Origin of the sequence: Corynebacterium sp. HMSC034E11 (assembly GCF_001835905.1) — a bacterium.
Lineage (GTDB): Bacteria > Actinomycetota > Actinomycetes > Mycobacteriales > Mycobacteriaceae > Corynebacterium > Corynebacterium coyleae.
Genome location: NZ_KV826394.1, coordinates 298,390 through 321,865 on the forward strand (window position 1 = coordinate 298,390; position 23,476 = coordinate 321,865).

Consider the following 23,476-nt stretch of genomic DNA (forward strand, 5'->3'; position numbering starts at 1 on the left):
CTAGAGCACTTGGCAAACCGGGCAGTAATAACTGGAACGGCCGTTGATCACGGTGCGGGCGATCTCCGTTCCGCATCGCGCACAGGGTTTTCCGGCTTGACCGTATGCATTGAGAGAGCGTGCGAAGTATCCGGAGGCTCCGTTGACGTTGACATAGAGGGCATCGAAGCTCGTTCCGCCTTGCTCGAGCGCCCGGGCCATTACGTCACGCGATGCCTCAAGCACTGCTTCGGCGTCGCGTTGTCGCATGGTGCGCGCTTTACGCCAGGGTTTGAGGTTTGCAGACCACATTGCTTCATCGGCGTAGATCGAGCCGATTCCACTGACAATTTCTTGGTTGAGCAGCACCGTTTTCAGAGCCGAATTCTTCCGGCGCATCGCGCGCGCTGCCTCTCGCACATCAAATGCATCCTCGAAAGGGTCCGGCGCAATATGGCCCGCAGGACGTGGCACCCCATCGACAAGGTCGGTGTATTGCCAGAATCCGAACGTGCGCTGGTCGACGAAACACAGCTCACATTTGCCCATGTCTGCGCGAATTCGCAAATGCGGCGATGTCACTTCGCCATGCTTTGCGACGAGCATCTGCCCGCTCATCCTCAAATGCACCAGCACCGCTGCCCCATTGTCCAGCAGTAGCCACAAGTACTTGCCCCGTCGGCCCGTATCCACGACGGTACGTCCCGGCAGCACTCGCTCAAGATCAACTTCGTTGCCACGTGCCGCACGTGGGTGAAGCACTTCGACGCGGCCAAAGGTAAGGCCGACAATGTGCTGTTCAAGCCCCCGGCGGACCACCTCAACTTCTGGCAGTTCAGGCATGTCCTAGGGTCGCCTCGGCAGCGTGGTCGCGCAGGTATACCAGTGCCTGTTGCGCTGCTTCCTGTTCCGCGAGTTTCTTGTTCGGCCCTACGCCCTTACCTCGCACGACGCCGTTGATCAGTGCTTCGGCGTGGAAGGTCTGCTCATGGTCTGGACCAGTGGCTTCAGAGCGATACTCTGCAACAGGGAGCTTCAGTTCTGCCACACGAACTTGCAGTGCGGTCTTCCAGTCCTTGTTCTTCTTGCTTACCGTGGCGTGACGCAGTTTCTCGTCGAAAAGCCGCAGGATCACGTCGCGGGCAGTCGCGAATCCATGCTCGAGGTATATCGCGCCGAGCACAGCTTCTGTTGTGTCGGCAAGAATCGACTCTTTATCGCGCCCACCAGTCAGTTCTTCACCTTTGCCGATGAGAACGTGCTGGCCGAGGTTGATCTCACGGGCGATGTCGGACAAGCCGTAACGCGACACAATCGCTGCGCGCATTGGAGAAAGATCGGACTCGGGACGCGACGGGTAAAGCTCAAAGAGCTTAGTTGCCACGGTCAGACCTAAGATGGCGTCGCCGACGAACTCGAGTCGCTCGTTGTTGGGCAGTTGGTTGTGTTCGTTGGCGAACGAGCGGTGAGTCAGCGCAAGTTTGAGATTGTCGCGCTCGATGTTGACGCCCAGTTTTTCCAGCAGTGGCGCATGGTCTACTGCCCCATAGGCGTCTTCCCATGCCTGTTCGGCGTTGGCGGGTTTCCTGCGTGAACGGCTCACAGGAACTTCTCCAGATCTGCCCAACGCGGGTCGACGAGGTTGTTTTCTTCACCCGATACACCGTCCGGCACGGGAACGTCGGTATCTCCGGCACATTCTGGCTGGCAGGACGGGTTGAACGGCAGGTTAAGCCCAGCTTCGTTCACAAACCCTTGCTCTAGGTCGACAGTATCGCCTTCGACACGGGCAATTTCGTCCCCCGAGCCACGGTCTTCTTCTTCCTCTGCGTCTCCGGTGATGAAATCATCTGAAGTGGAAAACACTTCGGAGATCTGGAGCGTTTCGGTGGGGGTCAGATCTTTAAGGCAGCGCACACACTGGCCTACAAATTCGGCAGTCAGGGTCGCATCGACCATGATGCCGGAGCCAAGTGGGGTCAGGGTGGCTTCTATCTTGACCTCTCGGCCTTCAGGAATAGCGATCATTTCCGGGCCGATACGCGACGGGGATGGCCCCGTCTGCGTCAGGGTTTCCGGCAGTCCATCGCCTTTGAGGACGCCGGAAACATCAAATACGAAAGGATTGTTAGCCATAGCCCTTTCAGACTACAACGAATCGCTTCCCTTGCTAGTACTCGTCGGCTTCACCCTGGCCACGGCGAGCGCGGTCTGCACCGGAGACGCCCGCCCCACGACGCAGCGCGGAGCGGTCGGTGGAGACAGTGCGCAGCACGGTGTTGAGGGTCTCCTCGAACTCTGCGAGCTTGGAGTCGACATAGTCGTCGCACTCTGCGCGCAGGCGGGAGGATTCAGCGTGTGCGTCTTCGACGAGGCGATGTGCCTCTTCGTCTGCGCGACGCATGACCTCAGACTCGGAGATCAAGCGCTTCTGCTCCTTCAGGCCCTGGTCGACGGAGCGCTGGTATTCCTCGTTGCCGGTTTCCACAAGGTGATCGGCTTCGCGCTGAGCACTGTTGATGGTGGTTTCTGCAATGTCGCGAGCGCGGGTGATCATCATGTTCGACTCTTCCTCGGCGCCCGAGACGAGTCGAGTTGCGTGGTCCTGGGCGTCCGACAGCACCGTCTCCGATTCGGCTTGGGCGTCGGAAACGATGCGACGGGCGTCCTCTTCGGCGTCGCCAACGAGAACGTCGGCGCGTTCCTGGGCCCCGCGCAGGATTTCGTCCTGCTTGTCCAGAACGTCCTGGGCGTCGTCTAGATCGCCGGGCAGGGCGTTGCGGAGGTCGTCGAGAAGAGCGAGCATCTCATTGCGGGGCACCATGCAGTTGGAGGTCATCGGCACGCCGTAGGCCTGCTCCATCGTCTGCACTAACTCATCGAGGGCTTCAAAAACGCGGTACATAGTTGCACAGCGTACTGGATGAAGCTCTAAATCACGCCTTGCGCCAGCATCGCGTCGGCAACCTTTTTAAACCCAGCGATATTTGCGCCCACAACATAGTCGCCCGCGCGGTCATATTGCTCTGCGGTTCGTGCCGCGGTCTTGAAGATGTTGGACATGATGCGCTGCAGACGGTCGTCGGTGTATTCGAAGGACCAGGAGTCACGGGAAGCGTTTTGCTGCATCTCCAGCGCAGAGGTAGCAACACCACCGGCATTAGCCGCTTTACCTGGGCCGAAAGAGACCTTATTAGCCCGGAAGACCTCGGTCGCTTCGTGCGTGGACGGCATATTGGCGCCCTCCGCGACGTACTTCACACCGTTGTCGACGAGGCGTTGGGCATGCTCGCCGTTGAGCTCATTTTGGGTTGCGCACGGCAACGCCACGTCAGCTTCGAGGTCCCAAATGGAGCCGTCGGTGTGGTAGGTCGCCCCGGTGGCTTCTGCGACATAGTCGGAAACGCGTCCGCGACGGTTTTCCTTGATGTCGATCAGGAGCTCAGTATCAACCCCATTCGGGGTCTCCACCCAACCGGAGGAGTCGGAGAAGCCAACGACAGTTGCACCAAGCGCCTGCGCCTTCTTGATCGCATAGGTGGCAACGTTGCCGGAGCCGGAGACAATCACGCGTGCACCGTCAATGGATTCGCCGTTGGTACGCATCATTTCGTCGGTGAAGTACACAGCGCCGTAGCCCGTGGCTTCCTTGCGCACGAGGGAGCCACCCCATGTCAGCCCCTTACCGGTGAGCACGCCCGACTCGTGCTGGTCCACCAGGCGGCGGTACTGGCCAAACAGGAAGCCGATTTCGCGCCCACCCACGCCGATGTCACCCGCGGGGACGTCGCGGTATTCGCCGATGTGGCGCCACAGTTCAGTCATGAAGGATTGGCAGAAGCGCATGATTTCGGCGTCGGACTTGCCCTTCGGGTCGAAGTCGGACCCGCCTTTGCCGCCGCCGATGGGCAGACCGGTGAGCGAGTTTTTGAAGATCTGTTCAAAGCCAAGGAATTTGATGATGCCCAGGTTCACGCTCGGGTGGAATCGCAGACCGCCCTTGTAGGGGCCAAGTGCGGAGTTGAACTGGACACGGAAGCCACGGTTGACGCGCACGTTGTTGTCATCGTCGATCCACGGGACGCGGAAGATGATCTGACGCTCCGGCTCGCAGAGGCGCTCGATGAGGCCGTAGTCGGCGTAGTGCGGGTCTTTTTCCAGGACGATCTTCAGCGAGTCGAGCACCTCGGCAACTGCTTGGTGGAACTCGGGTTCTCCCGCGTTTCGCTCGAGCACCCTGTCGTAAAAACTCGCAACTTCCTGGTCGATTGCACTCATGTGACCCCGCCTCCAATTTCTATAGGCTTGCAGAATTGTTTACCGGAAAGATGCTACAACACATCTCGCCCGCCCGCGGAATTTTGCGGTCTTCCGGTTAAACTTGCCCGCATGTCTTCCTCTTTCGACCCGGCTCCGTCGCCGAAAATCGTCATCGCCCCGGATTCGTTTAAGTCCACTGCTACTGCGCAGGAGGCTGCTGAATGGCTGGCAGAGGGTGTGACAAGCGTGATCCGCGATGCCCAAATCATCCTTGCCCCGATGGCCGACGGTGGCGAGGGCACGTCCGCGTTGTTTGAGGGGGAACGCATTTGCTTACCGACGACCACAGCAGACGGTCGCCTTACCGAAGCCGAATACACATTCCACGCCCCCTCCTCCACCGCCTATATCGATGTGTCTGCTGCTTCTGGGTTGCCCGCTGTGGAAAAGCCGGCCCCGCTGACCGGCGACACTTACGGCACCGGTGTGCTCATCGCTGATGCGGAGACCCGCGGCGCGAAACGTATCGTGCTTGGTCTCGGTGGCACCGCAACGGTCGATGGCGGTACCGGCATTCTGGTGGCGCTCGGTGTCAACCCCCTCGACGCTGCTGGCTATCAGCTAAAACCTGGCGGTGGCGCTTTGGAAAACCTTGCGGATTTCGACACTGCCAAAGTCAATGTCCCTGCTGGCGCTATGGAGTGGGTGCTGCTCACTGACACGTCTGCACCAGCAACAGGCCCGAACGGTGCAGCTCACGTGTTCGGCCCACAAAAGGGCGCTACCACCGACGATGTTGAACTCTTGGATCGTGGCCTTGCTCGACTGTGCGAGGTCGCAGAGATCGACCCCACAACCCCGGGGCTTGGTGCGGCGGGCGGCGTGGGCATCGGCCTGACATGGCTTTCCACCATGCTGCACGGGACCGATTCCCACGTGCATATCGTGCCCGGCGCGCGCGTTGTCGCAGATTCCAACGGGCTGACTGAGCAGATCGATGGCGCTGCGTTGGTGATCACCGGCGAAGGTCGCTTCGATGGACAGACAGGCACCGGCAAGGTGGCGTCTGTGGTCGGCGAGCTTGCTGCGGAAGCAGGTGCGGTATTCGCGATTGCTGCAGGGCGTTTCGACGAGCAGCCCGCCGACGGAACTCTCGCAGTGACGCTGCCCGAGATTGACGACGTCCGCGAGCAGCTCGTTCGCGCCGGTGCGGAGATTGCGGTCGCTTACCTCAACACTTCAACTGTCCAGGGATAGATCGACGGGGCCTCGAACTTGTCCTGGTCCTCGAGCGCCACGGGGTCGCGTGGCAGGTCGCGCTTGGGGGTCAGGATGCGTGAGAGCCCCATAGCGAGGCGGTTAATACTGTCCGCGCCTTCGGACTCGATGCGGTAGCGGTGGATTTCAGCGTCGTCTGCTGGCTCGCCGCGGTCGTGTTCATAGGTTTCGGCGAGCTGGGCGTGCACGGTGTCGTCGATACGCACTTGCTCCATAGTCACGCTGCCGGAGGTGAGCATCTCGCGGCGCACCAGGATGTCGAGGGCGCGCTGGAATGCGTCGCGTACCTCTGGAGCTGCCGCGGGTGGGACGAGGACGTCGAATTGAATGACAGACATGGGCATAAGGCTAGACGCTCGGGGCGGTAGGGTGTCGTTCATGTCTCACGCTGCTGTCAACCCGACGCCCGCGCAGCACACAGCGCTGCAACGTATGAAGGACGGCACGTTAAAGCAGGTCAATCCGTTCACCGGAACCCATGTGTGGACGGTGCCTGGCCGTGGCAACCGTCCGCTTCACCCCCAGCCGAACGAACCTGCAGCACTTGGCCCCGGCGCGCACACCGATACGTGTAATTTCTGCGCGGACCGCATGCTGCATACTCCCCCGGAGCGTTCGCGACTGGTGACTACCAGCACGGGTTTCGACATTCTGCGCAATGTCATGCCGGATGAACTCGATGCGACACAGGCCGACTTTCGGCGCGTGCCCAACCTGTTCGAGATCGTTTCTTACGACTACTGGCGCGAAAACTATGGTGCGGAAATGTCAAAAGATTGGCAGGAGCACATGGAGCGCTACCTGTCGGACCCGTCTGGCCGACACCACGTGTTGGATATTGTGCGCACGCGCTTGTCTGCGTCGGGTCAGGATCCGGATCTGCCGGACGAGCAACTGCTCAGCATCGCGCCTGCTTATTTTGGTGGTGGGCACGACGTCATCATTGCAAGGCGGCACTTTATCGACGACGCCCGCGACACCTCCGACCTCGCAGGCTCAGGCTCGCTCACTGCGGATGAGCATTACCAGTTCATCGCCTTCACCGTCGATTCGTTGCACGACCTCATCACTCACCACCGTCACGCCCGCTATGTTGTGGTGTTTCAAAACTGGCTCGCCGCAGCCGGCGCGTCCTTTGAACACCTGCATAAGCAGTTGGTTGCTATCGACGAGCATGGCGTCAACGCTGAGTCCGAAATCGCCAAGTTGCAGCAGCACCCGAACATGTACAACGACTGGGGTGTGAACCCCGCTTTCGACAACAACCTGGTCATCGCGGAGAACGACCACGCCGTCCTAGTTGCCGGTGTGGGGCACCGCTACCCCACGATGACGGTGTATTCGAAGTCGGAAGCATGCGAGCCATGGCTGCACACTGACGACGAGGTCCGTGCCATGTCGGACCTGCTCCACGCCGCACACGCCGCGACCGGTACCCGTGTGGCCACGAACGAAGAGTGGCACTACAAACCACACGATGTCGAGGTGCCAATGCCGTGGCGTATCAATGTGAAGTGGCGCATCTCTACTGTTGCGGGTTTTGAGGGCGGCACGCAGATCTTCGTCAATACGCTTTCGCCCTTTGATGTCCACGACCGCGTCACCACGGAACTGGAGCGCTTGCGTGCCGTGGGAACGGTCGCGCCTAGTATCCGTATAGGCCAAGAATGCACGCCTAGGCCGAACGTGCTGCGCTATACCCAAGGTTTGGCCCCGAACGTAGAGAGGTAACGAGACTATGAGCAACATCGCCGATATCTTGGATACGTACCAGGTTGATGCAGCCTGGCAGCGCCGACTCTACGAGGAACTGCACGCTAACCCGGAGCTCTCCATGCACGAGGAGGAGACCTACCAGCGAATCCTGCATGAGTTGAAGCCGCTTGATTGCGAGGTTGTTGCCCCGATTGGCAAGTACGGCATCTGCGCAGTCTTTCGCAACGGTGAAGGCCCGACAGCGCTCTACCGAGCCGACTTTGATGGCCTTCCGGTCACGGAGCGCACCGGCGTACCGTTTGCTTCCCGCAAGGTGGTCACCACTGCGGATGGGCACACGACCGGCACGATGCACGCTTGCGGCCACGACATCCACACCACGGCTCTGCTGAGCTTGTGCCACGTCATGGACAACACGCGCGACCACTGGTCGGGCACGTTTATCGCATTGTTCCAGCCTGGCGAGGAGCTGGCTGCGGGCGCCCAAGACATGGCCGATGGCGGCCTGGCTGAGAAGGTGCCCACCCCGGACGTGGTGTTGGGCCTGCACGTGATGCCTGGTCGCGCTGGCGAGGTCATGTCCAAGCCCGGCCCGCAGTTCGCTGCTTGTGATTCGATCAGGGTGCACATTCCCGGCCGTTCGGCCCACGGTTCGATGCCGCACAACTCGGTGGATCCCACGTTTACTGCCGCGATGATTATCGCTCGTCTGCAGGCGATTGTGGGGCGTGAGGTCAATCCGGCGGATTTCGCGGTGGTCACCGTCGGCAGCATGAGTGCTGGGCGCGCGATCAATATCATTCCAGGGTCTGCGGAGTTGGTGCTCAACTGCCGTTTCTACGACGACAAGGTCAAGGCACGCGTGTATGCCGCCATCGAGCGTGTTGTCCATGCCGAGGTAGCTGCCTCGGGCGCGGAGGGCACGGCTGGCATCGAGTACTTTGCTCACGGCGAACTGTTGGACAACGACGAGGCGGTCTTTTCCGCAGTGCGCGCGAACTTCGATGCGGTGTTCGGTGAGGAGTCGGTCACGTCCGATCCGAAGACGGTTTCCGAGGACTTCCCGATCATCGGTCAAACGTTTGGGGCGCCGTACCTCTTCTGGCTCATCGGTTGCACCCCGCGCGACGTGTGGGATCGTGCTGTCGCGGAGGATAGGGTTGCCGAGGATGTTCCGGTCAACCATATGCCGAACTTCCTGCCGGATTATGAGCCCACGATTTCTGCTGCCACACGCTCGGCCGCAGTTGCTGTCTTGACCTACCTAGCTGGCTAACTGGCGGTACGCTTGGGCGCCATGACGTTCTCCAAGCAGTCACCCGCATTTGAGCAGACGATCGCAGGCCATGTCCGTGGCTTTGCCGGCAAGTCGCCGCAAGCCGCAACCGTAAAGAAGTTTTGGACCGGCTTGTCGGCCGCTGTCGTTGAGCAGATCGCCGACGATTGGGATGAAACTCGCAACACCTACCGCAAGACTCGTCGCGCTGCGTATTTCTCGGCGGAGTTTTTGCAGGGCCGTGCGCTGCTGAACAATCTGACGAACCTTGGGCTCGTCGATAAGGCTGAGGCTGTGGCCCGCGAGTTGGGCCACGAGCTCTCCGACGTGTTGGAGGCAGAACACGACGCGGCACTGGGCAATGGCGGGCTCGGCCGCCTCGCCGCCTGCTTCTTGGATTCGGCAGCGACGCAGGACTATCCGCTGACCGGCTATGGCCTGCTGTACCGCTACGGGTTGTTCCGCCAGGAGTTCGAGGACGGCTTCCAGCGCGAGCACCCGGACCGTTGGAAGGAATCGTTCTACCCGTTTATCGTGCGTCGTGGCTCTGAGCAGCGCATTGTTCATTTCGACGACATGGATGTGCGCGCAATTCCGTACGACATGCCGATCACGGGTTACGGCACGAACAATGTGGGCACACTGCGTCTGTGGGACGCTTCCCCGATCGATGAGTTCGACTATGACGCGTTCAATTCTCAGCGCTTTGCCGACGCGATCCTTGAGCGCGAGGCTGTCCACGACATCACGCGTGTGCTCTACCCGAACGACACCACGTACGCCGGCAAGTTGCTGCGCGTGCGTCAGCAATACTTCTTCGTGTCTGCATCGTTGCAGGAACTTATCGACGACTACCGCGCCGCCCACGGCGACGACCTGCGCAACTTCCACAAGTACAACTCGATCCAGCTCAACGACACACACCCGGTGCTCGGCATTCCTGAGCTGATGCGTTTGCTTATGGACGAGCACGGACTCGGCTGGGACGACGCCTGGGAAGTCACCACCAACACGTTTGCCTACACCAACCACACGGTGCTGCAGGAGGCGCTGGAGACCTGGGAAGAGTCCATCTTCAAGCAGCTCTTCTGGCGCATCTGGGAGATTGTGGAAGAGATTGACCGCCGTTACCGCCTTGATATGGAGGCCCGCGGGGTGGATCCAGAAACGGCGCACCACCACTCCCCGATCCACGACGGTCGCGTCCATATGGCATGGATCGCCTGCTACGCCTCCTATTCGGTCAATGGTGTGGCTGCGCTTCACACGGAGATCATCAAACGCGACACGCTCGGCTTCTGGCACGGGCTGTATCCGGAACGCTTTAACAACAAAACCAACGGTGTGACCCCTCGCCGTTGGCTGCGTATGTGCAACCCGCGTTTGTCTGAGTTGCTGGACCGTCTCGCGGGATCGGACGAGTGGGTCACCGACCTGTCCAAGCTGCAGGAACTACGCCGCTTCGCGGACGATCCGGAGGTCATGCGCGAGTTGCGGGAGATCAAGGCTGCAAACAAGCGTGACTTCGCCGAGTGGATCAGTGCCCGCCAGGGTGCGGTGATCGACCCAGACTCGATCTTTGACACCCAGATCAAGCGTCTGCATGAGTACAAGCGCCAGTTGATGAACGCCCTGTACATCCTGGATCTGTACTTCCGGATCACCAAGGATGGCGAGCACAACATTCCGAAGCGCACGTTCATCTTTGGTGCGAAGGCGGCCCCGGGTTACGTCACGGCGAAGGGCATCATCAAGCTCATCAACACCATCGCTGAGCTGGTGAATAATGACCCCGTGGCGTCTCAGTACATCCACGTGGTGTTCGTGGAGAACTACAACGTCTCCCCCGCCGAGCAGATCATCCCGGCAACGGATGTCTCTGAGCAGATTTCCACCGCTGGCAAAGAGGCGTCGGGAACCTCGAATATGAAGTTCATGATGAATGGCGCTCTCACCTTGGGCACGATGGACGGCGCGAATGTGGAGATCGTCGATGCTGTTGGCGAGGACAACGCCTACATCTTCGGCGCCCGCGAGGAGGACCTGCCGGAGTTGAAGGCGCACTACAACCCGCGCCAGGTTGCGGAGCAGACCCCAGGGCTCATGCGCGCACTCGATGCGCTTGTCGACGGCACCTTGGATGACCGTGGCACCGGAGCCTTCCACGACATTCGCGCATCGCTTCTCGACGACAACGGCTACGGCGAGCGCGACGTCTTCTACGTCTTAGGCGACTTCGCTGATTTCCGTGCGACTCGCGACCGTATGGCCGCTGACTACTACGCCGACCAGGACGAGTGGGCGCGGAAGTGCTGGATCAACATTTGCGAGTCTGGCCGATTCTCCTCCGACCGCACCATCCGCGACTACGCCGACGAGGTCTGGAAGATCAGCCCAACCCCGATCAACTAATCGCGCACCATGCGTTTGGTGGTGATCTTGTCCCGCTCATGGGTTTTCGACTCACCATCAAACGCAAAGCCTTGCTTGGTGTAGAAGGCCTGGGCGCGGTCGTTGAAGTCTGCCACCCAGAGAAATGCTGGTTCGCCGGGGTGGATGACGGCGTCGAGAAGCTTCGGCGCCACTCCGGTCCCTGCTGCGTCCTCGAGCAGGTACAGGTTGCGAAGTTCGGTGCGCTCGCCTGGGATGCCGTACGCCAACCCGATGATCTTTCCGTCAAACTCCGCGATTGCGACGCGGCCGTTGGGGTTGCGGAAGTACTCGACCCACTGTTGTTCGAGTGCTGCGTGATCGTCGAGGACGTCGTCGTCAATATGCCCCCGGAATGCTTGGGCACGGGAGCGGTAGTGCATGTCGGCAATGGCGATGGCGTCTTGTGCGCTTGCTTGTCGGATGCTGGCGTCCATGCGCGTCAACGCTATACGATTCCGAATCGATGATCCTGCTCATTGACAATTACGATTCATACACGTTCAACCTCGCCCACCTCATCGCCGAGGCTGCCGGCCGCGAACCACTCGTTGTGCCTGCTGGCGAGGGTGCTGACCTGCCACAGCGTGTGCGCGCCGGCGAGTTCAGCCATGTGGTGATCTCGCCCGGCCCAGGTACCCCCGAGCGCGAGGAAGACTTTGGTACGTCCCGGCGCGTGATTGAGGCTGCCGCCGATTCCGGGGTTCCGCTGCTGGGCGTGTGTCTGGGACACCAGGGTTTGGCGATGCTCGCCGGGGCCGCCGTCACCCGAGCGCCGGAACCTCGCCACGGGTTCGTCTCCACGATCACCCATTCCGGGGAGGGCATTTTCGCCGGTATTCCGCAGGATTTCCAGGTGGTGCGCTACCACTCTCTGCATGTCGAGGAGGTCCCCGGCATCACCGTGCATGCCCGCAGCGAAGACGGCGTCATCCAGGCACTCAAGGTCGACGGCGCTCCGCATTGGGGTGTGCAGTTCCACCCCGAATCGGTGCTGACTGAGCACGGCGCCGCGATCATGCGTAACTTCCTCGGCGGCTGGCGGTTGCTGCACCGCGAGCTGCCCGGTGCACTCGACTGCCAGCGCGTCTTCAACGCGATCAAGCGCGACGGCAACGATGCGTTTTTCCTCGATACCGCCGACCCCCGCGGGCGTTTCTCCATCCTCGGAGACACCGCGGGCGCCCTGTCGCGCTCGTTTCGCTATTCGCTTGGTAGCGACCCCGATATCCTCCACACCCTCAACCGCGAACTGTCCGCCCCTCTCCACGACGCGCCTGACCTGCCCTTTACCGGCGGTGTCATTGGGTACCTCGGCTACGAGTGCGCGGAGCTTACCCTTCCGATCACGCTGCGCCACCGCTCCCCATACCCGGACGCTTACTTTGTGCGCCCGCAATCGTTCATCGTTTACGACCACGAGGCCGAAATCGCCCACTTGTGTGCACTCGCCGGCGACGGCACGGATGCACTCCTTGACCGCCTCGAGAAGGCCTTGGATGGGGCGGACGGTGCGCGGGGGTCGTCGATTAGCAATGGTTCCTGGAGCAACCCCGACTACCTCGACTGCATCGAGAAAGCACAGGACCTGCTGCGCGCCGGTGAGAGTTACGAGGTCTGCCTGACCGACACCTACACCGCCGAAGCAACCGGCGAGATCTATGCGCCGCTGCGTGAGCACAACCCCGCGCCATATGCCGCGCACCTCATCTTCGACGGTGTGGAAGTCGCCAGCGCCTCGCCCGAACGTTTCCTCACCGTGCGTGGCCGCGAGGTGGAGGCCAAGCCGATCAAGGGCACCATTCCCGCTGATCAGGACCCCGCATTGCTTCACGACGACAAAACCCGCGCCGAAAACCTCATGATCGTCGACCTGCTGCGCAACGATCTTTCCCGCGTCTGCGAACCCGGCAGCGTACAGGTCCCGGGTCTGATGCAGGTGGAGTCGTATGCCACCGTGCACCAACTGGTTTCCACCATCACCGGGCAGCTACGCGAGGGAGCCACTGCCGTCGACGCCATCCGTGCCACCTTCCCGCCCGGTTCCATGACCGGCGCACCGAAACTACGGACGTGCGAAATCATCGACCGGCTGGAAACCTCCCCGCGCGGCGTCTACTCGGGCGCGCTCGGCTACATCGGGTTCGACGGCCAAGCCGACCTGTCGGTGGTCATCCGCACCGCAGTACGCGCCGGCTCCACTGTGACAGTCGGTGCAGGTGGCGCGATCGTACTCGCCTCCGACCCTGGGGCTGAGCTCGCCGAGCGCAACCTGAAGGCCCAGTCCGTTTTAGGAGCGTGGGATGCGTAAGTACGCCTGGTACGGCGCGTTTGTTCCGCGCGACTTCTCCGACGGCCCCCTGGACGTCGCCGATTCTTGGCGCCACTCCTCCGGCCGCACCAACGGCCTCAGCCTGCACATCGAGCGCTTCACTCGCACCGCCGGTCCGCTCCCCGCCGGGTTTGTCGACGCGATGCTGCCGCTGCTCAGCGAAGGCGAACTCTTCCCCCGCATCGCGCTCTCCTCAGGGCTTTTGCTTCTCGACGTCCGCCCCGCCCCATCCCCTCGCCCCACCACCTCACTGACCTACACGCAAGCCCCAGACCCGCGCACCCAGCCCGAGGTGAAAGGCCCCGACTTCGGCGCGTTCCGCGCGTACCGTTCGCGGTACCAGGTGGAGGGGACGGACGACACGGTGATCGTCGATAAGCATGGCTCCATGCTGGAGACCACCACCGGCGCGCTCGTGATGTGGGACGGCGACTCCCTGTGTCTGCCCGACGGAGTGTGGCTGCCGAGTGTCACACTGCACCAGGTTGTCGCGCGCGCCGAGAAGTTAGATATGCGGGTGGAGCGCCGTCAGCTCAAACCCGAACTCGCCGCCAAGCACCCGTTGTGGTTCCTCAACTCGCTCCACGGCATTAGCCCCGTCAGCGAACTGCATGTAGGCGACGATGTGATCACTCCGCCGGTCCACCCAAGTTTCAACGAGTGGCGCGACTGGTGGTGGGGCAGTTTTACGACCGAATGGCACATCGAGGCATAGCGAAACACCGTGGGTCCCCAGGACTATGCCGCTGCATAGTCTCTACAACCGCCAACACACTATGCCGCTGCATAGCGTCGCACCACCGCCGGGTCCGAAACCCAGCGAGCCCCCGGGACTATGCCGACCGCTCGGCGAGCACGCGCCCTGTTGCGGTGTCGCACTTTGCGAGCTCTGACGGGGTGCCCGAAGCCACAACTTGTCCGCCGTCTGCGCCAGCGCCGGGGCCCATCTCGATGACACGGTCCGCCTGCGCGATCACGGAGACGTCATGCTCGACCACGATCACGGTTTGGCCCGCTTCGACGAGGCTGTTGAGTTCCTTGACTAGCAGTGAGATGTCGGCGGGATGCAGGCCGGTGGTGGGCTCGTCGAGGAGGTACACGGTGTGGCCCCGGCGCGAGTTGCGGGAGCGCTGCAACTCGGTGGCGAGTTTGATGCGCTGTGCCTCGCCACCGGACAGTTCGGGCGCGCCCTGGCCGAGGCGCAGGTACCCCAGCCCCACGGCTTGCAGAGTTTCGACGGCGCGCAGGATCTTCGGTTCGTCGGCGAATACGTCCGCGGCTTCGTCGACGGTCAACTCCAGCACGTCCGCAACGCTGAGTCCTTCCCAGGTCACTTCGAGGGTTTCGTCGTTGTAGCGTGCACCGCCGCAGTCGGGGCAGGTGGTGTACGAGCCGGGCAGGAACACTAGCTCGACTTCGATCTTGCCGGCGCCGCCGCAGGTCGGGCACTGCCCTTGCTTGACGTTGTAGGAAAAGCGCGACACGCTCCATTTGCGTCGCTTTGCTTCGTCGGTTGCGGCGAAGAGTTTGCGCACGCCGTCGAAGAGTCCGGTGTAGGTGGCCAGGGTTGACCGCGGGGTGCGCCCGATCGGCTTTTGGGTAATTTGCACGACGCGGGTGACAGCGTCAAAGCCATCATGCTTATCGACGCCCCACTCGCCCTCCTGTCCCACCTCATCGTCTTCATCAACAACGGTAGAGGCGGCGTCGCGAAGGACCCCGGCGAGAACGGTGCTGACCAGCGTCGACTTGCCTGAACCAGACACACCAGCCACGGCGGTGAACTGCCCCATCCCAAACGACACATCCAGGCCGTCGATGGAGCGGGCCGAGACACCGGACAGGGAAAGTTCGCCGGTTGCGGCGCGGGGGTCGTCGTTAAGCGAGAGCTTGCGGTTGGCAAGCGCGCGGGCAGTTGGCGCATCGCCGGAGTATTCGCTGGTGGGGCCAGAATAGACCACTTCACCACCGCGTTCGCCAGCGAGCGGCCCGACGTCGACGAGCCAGTCAGTCTGGGCAACGAGTTCCATGTCGTGTTCCACCAAGAGAACGGAATTGCCTGCGTCGATGAATCGGCGGCAAATATCCAGCACCGCACCACGCTCGGACGGGTGTAGGCCCGCTGACGGCTCGTCAAGCACATACGCCACACCGAACAGGCCGGAGCGCAACTGTGAGGACAACCGGATGCGCTGCAACTCACCCGCGGACAACGTGGGCGCGGGCCGATCCAGGCTCAAGTGCGCAAGGCCCAAGTCGAGTGCGGACTGCACCGCGGGCAAAATCTGTTTGAGCAGCAAGTCTTCGGCGGAGCCCTCCGAGGGCTTCTGTGCCGCGAGTACCTCATAGACACGGTCGAGAGGCAAGGCGCCGAGCTCGTCGATGGGCATGCCAGCATAGGTAACCTTGAGTGCTTCCGGGTTGAGGCGACGGCCGTGGCAGGTCTCGCAGACGCGTGACTCCATGTAGGACAGCACGCGTTTGCGCAGGGTATCGGACTGTGTTTCGGCGAGTGTACTGGTCAGATACGACGCCACAGATCGCCAGGTGCCTTTGTAGTTTCGCTGGATCTGGTCCTCACCGCGCAAGGGTTTCACGGTCACCACGGGGCGCTCGTCGGTGAACAGGATCCAGTCGCGGTCCTTCTTCGGCAGATCCTGCCAGGGTGAATCGAGGTCGTAGCCCAGCGTCTGCAAAATGTCGTGGAAGTTCTTACCTGCCCACGCGCCAGGCCAGGCTTGGATCGCGCCCTCCTCGATGGATAGCGTCGGGTCCGGCACCATCGACTCTTCGGTTGGCTCGTGCACGACACCTGTGCCCTGGCACGTCGGGCACATGCCTTCCGGCGTGTTGGGCGAAAACGAGTCGGAGTACAGCCCCTTCGGGTTATCGCCAGCGCGCGAGTACAGCAGGCGGATGCTGTTGGACAGCGCCGAGACCGTCCCCACCGTCGAGCGCGCCCCGCCCCCGGAGGTGGACTGTTCGAGCGCCACGGTCGGCGGCAGTCCCTCAACCGCGCCGACCTGCGGGTCTACTGCAGAACCAATCAGGCGACGCGCAAACGGCGCCACCGACTCCAGGTAGCGCCGTTGCCCCTCCCCGTGGATGGTGCCGAACGCCAGCGACGACTTACCGGAGCCTGACACCCCTGTCACCGCAACGAGAGTGCCGCGTGGGATATCCACGTCCACGTTGCGCAGGTTGTGTAGGTGGGCATCGCGTACTTGGATTCCGGCATGTGTTTCAGGCATGCCCACCAGGGTAACGCGTTAGGGGTTTCGCGTGTCCTCGCCGAGTTGGTGCACGAGGATCGTGTTGGTAGTGCCCGCAACTCCTGGCGGGGTGCCTGCAACAACCACCATGGTGTCGCCTTCGTGGTACTGGTCCATGGCTAGCAATTGCTTGTCCACAACTTTGACCATCTCGTCGGTGCTGTTGACCTCATCGCACAGGAACGTCTCCGCACCCCAGGTCATGGCCAATTGCGAACGCACCTGCTGCACCGGTGTGAACACGAGTAGTGGCAGGTCCGGGGGCAGACGCGCCACGCGGCGTGCAGTATCGCCGGAGGTCGTAAACGTGACAATGGCACGCGCGTTGAGTCGCCGCGCAATGTCGTTCGCCGAGTAGGACACCACGCCACGCTTGGTGCGCGGAATGTGGTTCAGCGGCGGAACGTTGCCCATAGTCTCAGCGGAGCGCACGATGCGGCTCATGGTGCGCACCACGTTGTGTGGATCTACGCCGACGGATGTCTCGCCGGACAGCATCACGGCATCCGCGCCGTCGAGCACCGCGTTGGCTACGTCGGAGGCCTCCGCACGGGTGGGGCGGGAGTTCTCAATCATCGAATCGAGCATCTGCGTTGCGACGATCACCGGCTTCGCATTCTCACGCGCGATCTGAATCACACGCTTCTGCACAGCCGGCACCTGCTCGAGCGGGATCTCCACGCCCAGGTCACCACGAGCGACCATCACCGCGTCGAATGCAAGGATGATGGACTCCAACGCGTCGACAGCCTCGGGCTTTTCCAGCTTTGCGACGACCGGCACGCGCCGGCCGACCTCATCCATGATCTCGTGCACGAGGTCGACATCAGACGGCGAACGGACGAACGACAACGCAATAATGTCCACGCCGAGCTTCAGCGCGAACCGCAGATCTTCCTTGTCCTTCTCGCTCAGCGCAGGCACGGAGATGTCCATACCGGGAAGCGACACGCCCTTGTTGTTCGACACCGGGCCGCCTTCGGTGACGCGGCAGACCACGTCGTTGCCGTCGATGTCGGTGCAGACGAGGCCGACCTTGCCGTCGTCGACAAGCAAACGATCCCCCGGCTTCGCATCCTTGGCCAGCTGCTTGTACGTCGTAGACACACGGTCGTGCGTACCTACAACATCGTCGACGGTGATGCGGACGGTTTCGCCCGTCTCCCAGTAGGTTTTGCCGTCGCCTTCAAAGCGGCCAAGGCGAATCTTCGGGCCCTGCAAGTCCGCCAAAATGCCGACCGCATGGCCGGTCTCATCAGTGGCTTCGCGCACCCAACGGTAATTCTGCTCGTGATCCGGGTAATCGCCGTGCGAAAAGTTCAGGCGCGCGACATCCATGCCGTCGCGCACGAGTCCTAAGATCGCATCCTTGCTGGCCACAGCGGGACCGAGCGTACAAACGATCTTCGTTTTCCTATCCACGTTTTCCAACCTCACCTTCGTAGGCTTCTCGCGTGTCTTCCACCGCAACACGGTACTCCGGATTGTCCTCTTCTGCCGTGGACGGTGCGTTGTAATCCGGATCGACCTCTTCCGGGGTCTCGCGCCCCTTCGGTGTGCGCATGAACATCACCACCGCGATGATGAACAAGATTGCGGTCATCCAGGTGTTGACGCGCAGGCCGAGGATGAGCGTGGCTTCGTCGCTACGCATCAGCTCGATGAAGAACCGGCCAAGGGTATAACCCGCGACATAGAGCCAAAACACGCTGCCATGGCCAAGGCGCCGGCGGCGGTCAATCCAGATGAGCAGGAAGAACACCGCAACGTTCCAGATCAGCTCGTAGAGGAACGTCGGGTGCACGCTCGCGATCACCTCACCGGTGGACCGGCCGGTCAGCGGCGCGAACTCCCCCGCCTCGTTGACGCGGTAGTAAATATCCAGCGCCCACGGCACATTGGTTTCGGCCCCATAGAGCTCCTGGTTGAAGTAATTGCCCAACCGGCCGATGCCTTGGGCAAGAATCACCGTCGGCGCAACTGCATCCGCAAGTGGCGCGAACGGAAGGCCCTTGCGGCGCATCATCACCCACACGCACAGGGTTCCCAGCGCGACTGCGCCGATGATGCCCAACCCACCCGAGGTGATGTCGAAGGCCTTCCACGGGTTCTTGCCCTCACCGAAGTACTTATCGTAATCCGTGATCACGTGGTAAAGGCGCCCGCCGATAATGCCGGTCGGGATAATCACGATCGCTGCATCCCAGATCGTCTCCGGATTACCACCGCGGGCCTTGTAGCGACGCAGGGAAATCAACAGCGCGACAACAATGCCCGCCATGATGCACAGCGCATAGGCACGAATCGGAATCGGTCCGAGCTGCCACACCCCCTGCGGCGGGGAAGGAATGTTTGCCAGAAGTGTTGTTTGCACGCCCAACAGTGTGCCAGTTTAATTCCGCGATGGACAGGCTGGGTGCTGTCCCGCGGCCGCCAAAGAGCGGGTTGCCTCGTACACATCGCCAGACGCCATCACAGCCTCCGCTGCCAACACGGCATCCGCACCACACGCGGCGGCGTCCATCAGGTCACGCGGAGTGGTCACACCACCCAGGCTGATCTTGATCACTTCGGTGGGAAGCCCCGGCGCGATATCCGCAAAGGCGTTGCGGTTGAGGTCGTTGGTGTCAAAGGTCCAGGAGTTCACCGCGATCACACTCACGCCGGCCTTAAGGGCCCGATCCGCCTCCGCTGGCGTGCGCACCTCGGCCACACCGACCATGCCCAGCGATTCCACTCGGTCCAGCAGTGCCTCCAGGCGCGGCTGTTCGAGGATGCCTACCTGCAGCGGGAGCATGTCGGCGCCGTAGCAGCGGGCCTCGTGGATCTGGTACGGGTCGACGATGACATCGCGACACACCATCGGCAGGCTTACGGCTGCGCGGGCGTTGGCCAGATCTGCCAGGGAGCCGTCGAAACGCAGCCGCTCTGTCTGGCAAGCGATGAGGTGGGCGCCACCGCGCTCGATGTCTTGGGCAACCGACTCGATCGAGCGTCTGCCTACCGCGGTTGGGCCAAAAACTGGCGAGTTGCGTTTGATCTCCACGATGACCCCGCAGCCGTGGCGCAAAAGTGCTGCTTTAGCATCGCGGGTTGGGGGCATGTCGCGCGAGCGGGCCTTGATTTCCTGGAACGGCACGACCGCTTCGCGTTTTTCGACATCACGGAGCACACCAGCGACAACGTTTGATACTGCGCTCGGTGCCGACATGCGCCTACCTCCAGGTGATACGGCCTATAGCGCTATAGGTTAGCGGTTGCCCTGCGTAGGACGAAAATCCTCGTCACCAGTTTCGGTCGGGTCGATATCCGCGTCGAGCGCATCCCACATCACGCGTCCGGAATCCGGCTCCTCTTTCAGGTCGTGACGGATGGTTTCTTTGCGCACAGCTTCCTTCTCGTATTTGTGTTGCTTCGGCGCATCCTCGCCAGGCTTGACGACGAGCATCGCACCGCCAATCACCCCCAGCACACATCCCACGATCGTGAGTACTGGGCCTACCACAGCAACGTCGGCGGCGGTGATCTCCGCCCAGTTCGCAATAGCAGCGGAGGACGTATCCGTGGCTGCCTGTTCCGCCCCTGCCGTCAAGATGGCGTGGATACGCTCATGGTCAGCACCACGCGCCAGAAGCGCTGCTGCTGGGATGACAGCAGCAGCGGCGGCGAGCGCGCAAATTCCGCCGATAACACGACGACCGACCTTGCGCAACGCAAACGCGGCAATCGCACCGGCGAGCAGCAGCACCGCCACTGCGGTGATCTCGGTGGACCACTCCGCGCCGGTGATGGTTGCTACACCTTCGCCGGAGAGGTCGTCGTTGTACTTCGCGGTCACCCAGTCCATGCGGGAAAAGCCCCACATCACCGCACCCGCCACACCGAGCAGCAGTGCACCGGTTTTGTTCTTCTTCATCTGAAGCGTCCTTCCGCTACTTTGCAACCATCTGGATCGCATCGAGCACAGTACGATGCGCATGCGGTGTACCGATAACCACACCGGCGGTGGTCGGAGTCCATTCCGAACCATCAAACGCGCTTGCGTTCGCCCCTGCACTGCGTGCCAACAACACACCAGCTGCGTTATCCCAGATGTGCGGGGAAAAACTGACCGCAGCCTGGTAGATCCCCTGCGCGACGAAGGCCAGGTCAACGCCGACCGATCCGCTGATGCGCGGCCGCAGGTGCGAATCCGTGAGTGCGCCTGCCAAGTCGAGACGGAACGATGCTGGGTATCGCTGCCTATCCGCCGAGGCCAACGAGCCAATCCCGACCTGCTCCGCAGCGGAAGTCAGCGCACCAACCGGTGGCAAGGCGTTGCCGTTGAGGTGCACGGGCTCGCCATCGACCGCGGTGAGGCGCATGTTCAGCAGCGGCGCATCGGTAATCGCTGCGACCGGTTTTCCACCAAGCAGCAGCGTGCACAGGATGGCGCAGTTCGGATTGCCGGACGAGTAGTTCGACGTACCGTCGATCGGGTCAACAACCCAGCACGCCTCCGGATCAAACGACCCGCCTTGTTCCTCGCCGTACACCGCAATGCCAGTCGTGTCCGTCAGACGCTTGCGCAACAGCTTCTCAATGATCAGATCAGCCTCTGTGGCAAAGTCGCCGGCCCCCTTGCGCAGTGCAGGAGCAGCCCCCACTTTGTCGACGAATACCTCACGCGCCTCATCAACCGCGCACAATGCAGCATCAAGCAGCTCCGCCGGCTTATGCATGAGACACCTCCGGCTGCAGCTGCTGCACCCAGTTGCCCAGCACGCTCACACCAACCTCACCGGACATGGCTGGGTCGAACGCCATCGCCCACAATGGCCCATTTTCTACAGCGGCAAGGATGCGCTCGCCGTTGATGTCTGCCCAAGACAGTTTCGGGTAGGCGATGAAGTCATCCTCTGCCAACGGGAACGACTTCACGGCTTGTGGCGCGTCGAAGAACACGTCTCCAACAATTCCGGCCAGCAGCTTCGAACCATCTGCCGCCACGACGGGGTACTCCCCCGCTTCAAATGCTGCCTCCACAACTTGGCCCGGCCACTCCCCAAGGCCTGGTGTGGTGCGGCTGCCGGTCACGGCGTCGTCGAAAAGCACGTGCATTCCAGTGCCGACCGCAAGCAGTGCCCTACCCCCTGCCAGACGCTGGCCTACGATGCGATCCCCTTTGATGCGCTTGATCGCCGCAGCAGCGTCTGCAAACGATGCCCCACCAGGCAGGACAAGACCGCTTGCCTGCACAGCCTTGTCGGGGTCAGTGGTGGCAAAAGCATCAGCACCTGCATTCACCAAAGCACTGACAAGGCTGGTGGTGGTCTCACTGCCGAGGTAATCAAGTACCGCGACTGTCGGGCTTGCCGGGGTGTTCGTCATGGTTGCGTAGTGTATCCGCTCCCCCGATTACTGGTTCTTCGGCTGCTTCTTATTCTTCGACGGATAACGACGCGGCGCCTGCACAGCCTTCAAACGAGCCGACAGATTGTTAACTTCCACCACACGGTGGCGGCCCAACTGACGGTCAAGCAACGTGACAATCAGCCCAATCGCGATGACACCGGAGGCGATGCCGAACATCGGCGCGAACGCCATCGTGGCAATGAGCATGCCGTAGAAGGTAGAACCCAGGCCAGTTCCGCCGTCGAAAGCAATGTTCCAGATAGCAGAAGCTTCCGAGGTCTTCGAGCGCGGCAGGCGGTAGAACATCATGGTCAGTGCCTCGTTTTGCACCGCGCCGAAGCCTGCGCCGTAACACAGGGCGGCCAGCAGCATGGTCCACACCGGTAGCTCAAGCGCCAAGATGGCAGCCATGAGCAACACGCCGAGTGCACAAAGGACCTGGCATGGGATGAGCACGGTGCCGGGCTGCCCACGACGGTCCATGATCTTGCCTGCCGTGTAGCGCGAGATCATCGACGCAAAGTTCATCACGCCGAGCATTACGCCACCCATCGCGGCACCCGTGGCAGGGTCGAGCTCGCGCATGGAGACCGGCAGGAAGTTCGTGATCGCACCGTAAGCAGTGGTCACAAACATCAACGCGAGTGCCGGGACGAGCACCAGATGCCACATGGGCACATGGACCATGTTTGTGGTCTCTGGCTCGGGATCCGGTGGTGGAATAGCAGGGATCGCCGCACAGGCAATGAGCGAGATGCCACCGATCGATGCGGCGATAATATACACGGCGTCGTACCCAATCCTGTCCACCAGGGCTAAGCCCGATGGCAGCGCAATCATCTGAGCAAGGCCGACAACACCACCGAAAATTCCCGTGGCACTGCCGAGCAGGCGCAGCGGTACCAGCTCCGCGATAATCGCCGCTTCAGCCACGGACAATGCACCGAAGCCGATGCCACGAATCGCACTAACCGTCAGCAGCGGCGCTGCATCCATGCCGATGATGTACCCCAACGCCGGGATACCCAGAAGCATTGAGGCCACTGCCATGATGATGCTGTAGCCGAACCTCCGCAGAGCCCACGGTGTACAAACTTGTGTGAGCACTGTTGCCAGCATGAACACACCAGTGGACAGCCCGGCAAGGGATGCAGACTGTCCGGCATCGATGACGGCTGTGGGCACTACCGGCAACAGAAGCGACCAGGCGGCGAAGGCGGATGCAACGGCGACGAGCACCGGGATCAAACCACGGGCCCGCCACACATTGGTTAGCGAATCAACCTCGTCGCGGGTAAGGGGCCGAACTCCGAACATCTCACATCACCTCCACCAACATCAGCACACCACCTAGGGCTGCCATAACTGCAAGAAGCGCGAGGACGGCAGTCACCGCTCTTGAGGAGCCGTTCTGATACGACGACCACACTCCACCGACGAGGATGCCTGCAAGGAGGAACAGCAAAAGAATGAAGAATGTGTTTCCGGCACCTGCCACTGGGCGAACCTCCTGCGTTATTGGCGCGTTCAAGCTGTGTA

At 61.7% G+C, this 23,476-nt stretch carries 22 protein-coding genes; 6 read left to right on the top strand and 16 right to left on the bottom strand.

Going from position 1 to position 23,476, the window contains the following annotated elements:
• The 5 genes from mutM to gdhA are packed head-to-tail and all read right to left on the bottom strand — an operon-like array spanning position 1 to position 4,257.
• Positions 1–822, bottom strand: coding sequence for a bifunctional DNA-formamidopyrimidine glycosylase/DNA-(apurinic or apyrimidinic site) lyase (mutM, locus tag HMPREF2690_RS05435; protein WP_070820343.1), 822 nt, complete (start codon positions 820–822; stop codon positions 1–3).
• Entirely contained in the window at positions 815–1,582 is a 768-nt protein-coding gene (gene rnc, locus HMPREF2690_RS05440) for a ribonuclease III (protein WP_070422242.1), read from the bottom strand. The genes mutM and rnc overlap by 8 nt, the downstream gene beginning before the upstream one ends.
• The gene (locus HMPREF2690_RS05445; protein ID WP_070570036.1) at positions 1,579–2,115 is read right to left on the bottom strand and encodes a YceD family protein; all 537 of its coding nucleotides are present in this window, start codon (positions 2,113–2,115) and stop codon (positions 1,579–1,581) included. The genes rnc and HMPREF2690_RS05445 overlap by 4 nt, the downstream gene beginning before the upstream one ends.
• Positions 2,116–2,149: 34 nt before the next feature.
• A complete protein-coding gene (locus tag HMPREF2690_RS05450; RefSeq protein ID WP_070422240.1) occupies positions 2,150–2,884 on the bottom strand; it encodes a DivIVA domain-containing protein in 735 nt (244 codons plus the stop codon).
• A 26-nt stretch (positions 2,885–2,910) separates the two neighbouring features.
• Positions 2,911–4,257 carry an NADP-specific glutamate dehydrogenase gene (gdhA, locus tag HMPREF2690_RS05455; protein WP_070450958.1) on the bottom strand — a complete coding sequence of 449 codons (1,347 nt, stop codon included), beginning with the start codon at positions 4,255–4,257 and terminating at the stop codon, positions 2,911–2,913.
• Positions 4,258–4,368: 111 nt separating this feature from the next.
• On the opposite strand from gdhA, the gene HMPREF2690_RS05460 reads away from it, so the two are divergent.
• A complete protein-coding gene (locus HMPREF2690_RS05460) occupies positions 4,369–5,496 on the top strand; it encodes a glycerate kinase (RefSeq protein ID WP_070820344.1) in 1,128 nt (375 codons plus the stop codon).
• On the opposite strand, the gene HMPREF2690_RS05465 is transcribed toward HMPREF2690_RS05460, so the two are convergent.
• Positions 5,466–5,855 carry a hypothetical protein gene (locus tag HMPREF2690_RS05465; RefSeq protein WP_070422386.1) on the bottom strand — a complete coding sequence of 130 codons (390 nt, stop codon included), beginning with the start codon at positions 5,853–5,855 and terminating at the stop codon, positions 5,466–5,468. The two genes, HMPREF2690_RS05460 and HMPREF2690_RS05465, sit on opposite strands and share 31 nt — an antisense overlap.
• Positions 5,856–5,895: 40 nt before the next feature.
• On the opposite strand from HMPREF2690_RS05465, the gene HMPREF2690_RS05470 reads away from it, so the two are divergent.
• The 3 genes from HMPREF2690_RS05470 to HMPREF2690_RS05480 are packed head-to-tail and all read left to right on the top strand — an operon-like array spanning position 5,896 to position 10,921.
• The gene (locus HMPREF2690_RS05470; RefSeq protein WP_224213725.1) at positions 5,896–7,248 is read left to right on the top strand and encodes a DUF4921 family protein; all 1,353 of its coding nucleotides are present in this window, start codon (positions 5,896–5,898) and stop codon (positions 7,246–7,248) included.
• A 7-nt stretch (positions 7,249–7,255) separates the two neighbouring features.
• The gene (locus HMPREF2690_RS05475) at positions 7,256–8,509 is read left to right on the top strand and encodes an amidohydrolase (protein ID WP_070820345.1); all 1,254 of its coding nucleotides are present in this window, start codon (positions 7,256–7,258) and stop codon (positions 8,507–8,509) included.
• Positions 8,510–8,530: 21 nt separating this feature from the next.
• The gene (locus HMPREF2690_RS05480; RefSeq protein ID WP_070820346.1) at positions 8,531–10,921 is read left to right on the top strand and encodes a glycogen/starch/alpha-glucan phosphorylase; all 2,391 of its coding nucleotides are present in this window, start codon (positions 8,531–8,533) and stop codon (positions 10,919–10,921) included.
• Here HMPREF2690_RS05480 and HMPREF2690_RS05485 read toward each other — a convergent pair.
• Positions 10,918–11,376 carry a GNAT family N-acetyltransferase gene (locus HMPREF2690_RS05485; protein ID WP_070450949.1) on the bottom strand — a complete coding sequence of 153 codons (459 nt, stop codon included), beginning with the start codon at positions 11,374–11,376 and terminating at the stop codon, positions 10,918–10,920. The genes HMPREF2690_RS05480 and HMPREF2690_RS05485 overlap by 4 nt on opposite strands.
• Before the next feature lie 29 nt (positions 11,377–11,405).
• Here HMPREF2690_RS05485 and HMPREF2690_RS05490 point away from each other — a divergent pair, with 29 nt between their 5' ends.
• Positions 11,406–13,250, top strand: a complete 1,845-nt coding sequence (locus HMPREF2690_RS05490) for a chorismate-binding protein (RefSeq protein WP_070820347.1) — start codon at positions 11,406–11,408, stop codon at positions 13,248–13,250.
• Positions 13,243–13,986, top strand: coding sequence for an aminotransferase class IV (locus HMPREF2690_RS05495; RefSeq protein WP_070771463.1), 744 nt, complete (start codon positions 13,243–13,245; stop codon positions 13,984–13,986). Before HMPREF2690_RS05490 ends, HMPREF2690_RS05495 begins: the two co-directional genes overlap by 8 nt.
• Positions 13,987–14,104: 118 nt before the next feature.
• Here the strand turns inward: HMPREF2690_RS05495 and HMPREF2690_RS05500 are convergent, their stop codons facing one another.
• The 9 genes from HMPREF2690_RS05500 to HMPREF2690_RS05540 are packed head-to-tail and all read right to left on the bottom strand — an operon-like array spanning position 14,105 to position 23,435.
• Positions 14,105–16,522: an excinuclease ABC subunit UvrA gene (locus HMPREF2690_RS05500; RefSeq protein ID WP_070820421.1), complete on the bottom strand. Its 2,418-nt coding sequence runs from the start codon at positions 16,520–16,522 to the stop codon at positions 14,105–14,107.
• Positions 16,523–16,540: 18 nt separating this feature from the next.
• A complete protein-coding gene (pyk, locus tag HMPREF2690_RS05505) occupies positions 16,541–17,965 on the bottom strand; it encodes a pyruvate kinase (RefSeq protein WP_070820348.1) in 1,425 nt (474 codons plus the stop codon).
• Complete coding sequence (gene lgt, locus HMPREF2690_RS05510) at positions 17,958–18,917, bottom strand: prolipoprotein diacylglyceryl transferase (protein ID WP_070422383.1); 960 nt, start codon at positions 18,915–18,917, stop codon at positions 17,958–17,960. The genes pyk and lgt overlap by 8 nt, the downstream gene beginning before the upstream one ends.
• Before the next feature lie 18 nt (positions 18,918–18,935).
• Positions 18,936–19,754, bottom strand: coding sequence for an indole-3-glycerol phosphate synthase TrpC (locus HMPREF2690_RS05515; protein WP_070422231.1), 819 nt, complete (start codon positions 19,752–19,754; stop codon positions 18,936–18,938).
• A gap of 39 nt (positions 19,755–19,793) precedes the next feature.
• On the bottom strand, positions 19,794–20,459 hold the full coding sequence (locus HMPREF2690_RS05520) for a TIGR02234 family membrane protein (RefSeq protein ID WP_070483936.1): 666 nt from the start codon (positions 20,457–20,459) through the stop codon (positions 19,794–19,796).
• Between the two features lie 16 nt (positions 20,460–20,475).
• A complete protein-coding gene (locus tag HMPREF2690_RS05525) occupies positions 20,476–21,264 on the bottom strand; it encodes an inositol monophosphatase family protein (protein ID WP_070422229.1) in 789 nt (262 codons plus the stop codon).
• A complete protein-coding gene (locus HMPREF2690_RS05530; protein WP_070422228.1) occupies positions 21,257–21,913 on the bottom strand; it encodes a type 1 glutamine amidotransferase family protein in 657 nt (218 codons plus the stop codon). The genes HMPREF2690_RS05525 and HMPREF2690_RS05530 overlap by 8 nt, the downstream gene beginning before the upstream one ends.
• 27 nt (positions 21,914–21,940) lie before the next feature.
• Positions 21,941–23,254, bottom strand: coding sequence for an MFS transporter (locus HMPREF2690_RS05535; protein WP_070820349.1), 1,314 nt, complete (start codon positions 23,252–23,254; stop codon positions 21,941–21,943).
• Position 23,255: 1 nt separating this feature from the next.
• On the bottom strand, positions 23,256–23,435 hold the full coding sequence (locus tag HMPREF2690_RS05540) for a hypothetical protein (RefSeq protein WP_070483940.1): 180 nt from the start codon (positions 23,433–23,435) through the stop codon (positions 23,256–23,258).
• Between the last annotated feature and the right edge of the window lie 41 nt (positions 23,436–23,476).